This window comes from Microbacterium sp. K41, from assembly GCF_004794395.1.
GTDB lineage: Bacteria > Actinomycetota > Actinomycetes > Actinomycetales > Microbacteriaceae > Microbacterium > Microbacterium sufflavum.
The window spans coordinates 1-3,951 of record NZ_SSDO01000150.1; the positions used below are offsets into that span (position 1 = coordinate 1).

Sequence of the window (3,951 nt, forward strand, 5' to 3'; positions counted from 1 at the left end):
AGCAGGGCGGCACCTCCCTCGCCGCGATCGTGTCCGCCCTGCGCGGCGACGCCGGCGGCTGCACGGACACGGGCTCGTGACCACCGCCGCCTCCGCAGCCGCCCTCTGAGCGGCACCCCTCTCCCCACCCCCGAAAGGACCCCCATGCGCACCCAGACCGTCGAAGCCGACATCATCGTCGTCGGCGGCGGCCTCGCCGGAGTGAGCGCCGCCGTCGCGGCCGCTCGCCTCGGCCGACGTACCGTGCTGATCAACAACCGGCCGGTGCTCGGCGGCAACTCCTCGTCGGAGGTGCGGGTGTGGGTGTGCGGGGCGACCGCGCACGGCAATCAGCGCTGGGCGCGCGAGACCGGGATCATCGGCGAGATGTACCGCGAGAACCAGTACCGCAATCCCGAGGGCAACCCGGTGTACTGGGACGACGTGGTGCTCGACATCGTGCGCCGGGAGCCCCACCTCACCCTCTTCCTCAACACCGAGGTGCTCGAGGCCGAGGCCACCGGACCCGACGACGCCCGTCGGGTCCGGTCGGTCACCGGGTGGACGATGGGCTCGGAGATCCGCACGGTGTTCCGTGCACCGCTGTTCATCGACTGCACGGGCGACGGCCTGGTGGGGCGCCTGGTCGGTGCGCGGCACCGGCTCGGCAAGGAGAGCAGGAGCGAGTTCGGCGAGGACTGGGCCCCCGAGCAGCCGGTGCGGGAGTTCCTCGGCTCGACGCTGCTGTTCTACACGAAGGACCTCGGGCACCCGGTCAAGTACGTCGCCCCCGAGAGCGCGAAGGACATCTCGACGACGCCGATCCCGTCCTCCCGCATCATCCGCAGCGGCGACAGCGGCGCCCACTACTGGTGGATCGAATGGGGTGGCACGCTCGACATCGTCGATGACAACGAGGCGATCCGCGACGAGCTGCGCTCGGTGATCCTGGGCATCTGGGACCACATCAAGAACTCCGGCGAGTTCGACGCCGACACCCTCACCCTGGAGTGGATCGGGAACATCCCCGGCAAGCGCGAGTACCGCCGCTTCATCGGCGACTACACGCTGCGCCAGCAGGACATCCTGGAGCAGACGTCGTTCGACGACGGCATCGCGTTCGGCGGCTGGTCCATCGACCTGCACCCCGCCGAGGGCATGTACGCGACGGGCGCCGGCGCGGTGCAGCGCTTCTCCGACGGGGTGTTCGAGATCCCGTTCCGGTCGCTGTACTCCGTCAACGTCGACAACCTGCTCATGGCCGGTCGCGACATCTCCGCGACGCACATCGCGTTCGGGGCCGCGCGGGTCATGGCCACCTGCGCCGCGATGGGTGAGGCCGCGGGCACCGCCGCCGCCCTCTGCTATGCGTTCGACGCCACCCCGCGCGAGCTGTACGAGCAGCACCGCGCGGAGCTGCGCCAGACGCTGCTGCGCGCCGACGCCAGCCTCATCGGCGTCGCCAACGAGGACGACTCCGACCTCGCCCGCACCGCGGCCGTGACCGCCTCCAGCACGCTGCGCACCATCGGCACCGCGGCGAGCGCCACCGCGGACGCCGTCCCGCACGCGCTCGTCGAAGACCTCGGCATCGTGGTTCCGGTGCATCCGCGACTGGAGACGACCGAGCTCCTGCTCTCCGCCGAGGCCGACACGCAGGTCACCGTCGAGGTGTGGTCGACGGGTCGCCCGCAGAACGTCGTGCCCGCGCGGCTCGAGCACCGCACCGTGGTGGAGGTTCCGGCCGGCGGACCCTCGTGGGTGCGCGCGGACACCCCGTTCGCCCCGGACGAGCCCCAGAACGCGATCGTCGTGGTGAGGGCCGCCCCCGGCGTGCACGCGCACCTGACGTCTCCGCTGCCGCCCGGCGTGCTCACGCTGGTGCACCGCGTCGACAACGACGACCGCAACGTCGAGGTCGACCGCGACGGCCTGCTGGTGCAGTGGCCGACGAAGCCCCTGCGCGGACGCAGCCCCGTGTTCCGCACGAGCCCGCCCTCGGAGGCGCTGGCCCCGGAGCGGGCGACGTCGGGGTACAACCGGCCCTTCGGCGGACCCCACCTGTGGGCGTCGGACCCCGCGGCGGACGGGCCCGCCTGGCTCCGCCTGGACTGGGAACACCCCGTCGAGGCCACGGAGATCCGTCTGGTGTTCGACGACGACGTCGACCTCGAGCTCAACACGCTGCACCACCATCGCAGCCCCGACGAGGTGATGCCCCCGCTCGTGCGCGACTACCGTGTCGAGGTGCAGGCGCCCGGTGCGGACGAGTGGCGCGTGGTCGCCGAGGAGCACGACAACCGCCATCGACTGCGGGTGCACCCGCTCCCCGCCGACCTCGGGCCGTTCACCGCGGCGCGCCTCGTGGTGGAGCGCACGAACGGCGCCGCGGAGGCCAGGGTCGTCGCGTTCCGGGTGCAATCGTGACGGAGAGCGCTAACGTGAAGGGCATCCGCCGGCACGGCGGCGACCGTCGTCCCTCCAGGAGGCCGCAGGTGACCACCTCGCCCGGCGGCCGCGTGCTCCCCGCCGCGCGCGCCACCCGCACGGGCCTCATCGCGCTCGCGGTGCCGCACCTGGAGGAGCCCTACTTCGCCGAGCTGGGGTCGCGCATCGTGCGCGCCGCCGATGAGCGCGGTCTCGCCGTGCTCATCGTCCAGACCGAGGGCGACCACGGCCGCGAGATCGACGTCGCGAACGGTGTGGGGCTCCCGCCGATCGACGGTCTCATCCACATCCCGCGCTCCCTCACGGTGGCCGACCTCACCCGCCGCACGTCGCCGGGCCCGCTCGTGCTGCTGGGCGAGCACATCCAGGTGAGCCCGTTCACGCACGTGACGATCGACAACCGCGCGGCGGCGTTCACGGCCACCGAGCATCTCCTGGCGGTCGGCTGCCGTCGCATCGGCTTCGTCGGGCGCCGCGACGCGCGCCCCTCGGATGCGGCGGACCGGCGGCACACCGGATACCTGGAGGCCCTCGCGGCCGCGGGGCTTCCCGCCGACCCCGTCCTCACCGCGCAGGTCGATGCGTTCACGGCGGAGGAGGGCGAGCGGGTGGCGGGCGCCATGGCCGCCGCGATCTCCGACCTCGACGGCCTCGTGTGCTCGAACGACTCGGTGGCCCTCGGCGCTCTCGCTGCCCTGCAGGCGCGAGGGCGACGGGTGCCGGCCGACGTCGCGGTGGTGGGGATCGACGACATCCGCGCCGCGCGCTTCGCGGTCCCCGCGCTCACGACGATCGCCCCCGACCACGAGAAGCTCGTCGATGCCGCGTTCACCGAGCTGGAGCGTCAGATCGCCGCCCCGCCCGGAGCCGACCTCCCGGTGCGGCACGTGACCGTCGATGCCCGGCTCGTCCGTCGGGCGAGCACGGCTCGATGACCGTCGCGGACTCAGTCCGCCAGGGCCGTGGCGAGCGCCCGCTCGTCGCCGGCGTCGCGCGGTGCGAGGTGCAGGGTTCCGACGTGGGCGTCGAGCGCCTCCCTGGCCGCGTCGTCGAGCCCGTCGTCGGTGATGAGACGGTCGATGTCGCTGAGGTCGGCCACCGTCGTGAGACCGACCACGCCCCAGCGGTCGTGCTCGGCGAGCACCACGACCTCGCGGCCGGCGGCCATGAGTGCGCGGTTCGTCTCGGCCTCGAGCAGGTTCATCGTGGTCATGCCCGCCTGCACGTCGAGGCCGTGCGCGTCGAGGAAGACGAGGTCGCAGTGCAGGTGCTCGAGCGCGCGCACGGCCACGGGGCCGACGAGGGCCTGCGACGGCGTGCGGACGCCCCCGGTGAGCACGACGGTCTGCGTGTAGGGCGCGTCGGCGCGTTCGGGCGGCGAGAAGAGGTCGGACACCGGGAGCGCGTTGGTGACGACCGTGAGCTCGGGGACCTGCACGAGCGCGCGGGCCAGGGCGAGCGCGGTGGCTCCCCCGGAGATGCCGACGGCCATGCCGGGCTCCACGAGCGCGGCGGCCGCGGCGA

The 3,951-nt window shown here is 73.2% G+C and carries 3 protein-coding genes; 2 read left to right on the forward strand and 1 reads right to left on the reverse strand.

The window, feature by feature from the left end; translation table 11 throughout:
• Positions 1-144: 144 nt before the first annotated feature.
• On the forward strand, positions 145-2,406 hold the full coding sequence (locus DW309_RS03425; RefSeq protein WP_136044560.1) for an FAD-dependent oxidoreductase: 2,262 nt from the start codon (positions 145-147) through the stop codon (positions 2,404-2,406).
• 68 nt (positions 2,407-2,474) lie between these two features.
• Positions 2,475-3,362 carry a LacI family DNA-binding transcriptional regulator gene (locus DW309_RS03430; RefSeq protein ID WP_240744503.1) on the forward strand — a complete coding sequence of 296 codons (888 nt, stop codon included), beginning with the start codon at positions 2,475-2,477 and terminating at the stop codon, positions 3,360-3,362.
• 11 nt (positions 3,363-3,373) lie between these two features.
• On the opposite strand, the gene DW309_RS03435 is transcribed toward DW309_RS03430, so the two are convergent.
• Positions 3,374-3,951, reverse strand: a 578-nt coding sequence (locus tag DW309_RS03435; RefSeq protein ID WP_136044561.1) for a DeoR/GlpR family DNA-binding transcription regulator, incomplete at its 5' end; no start/stop codon positions are given.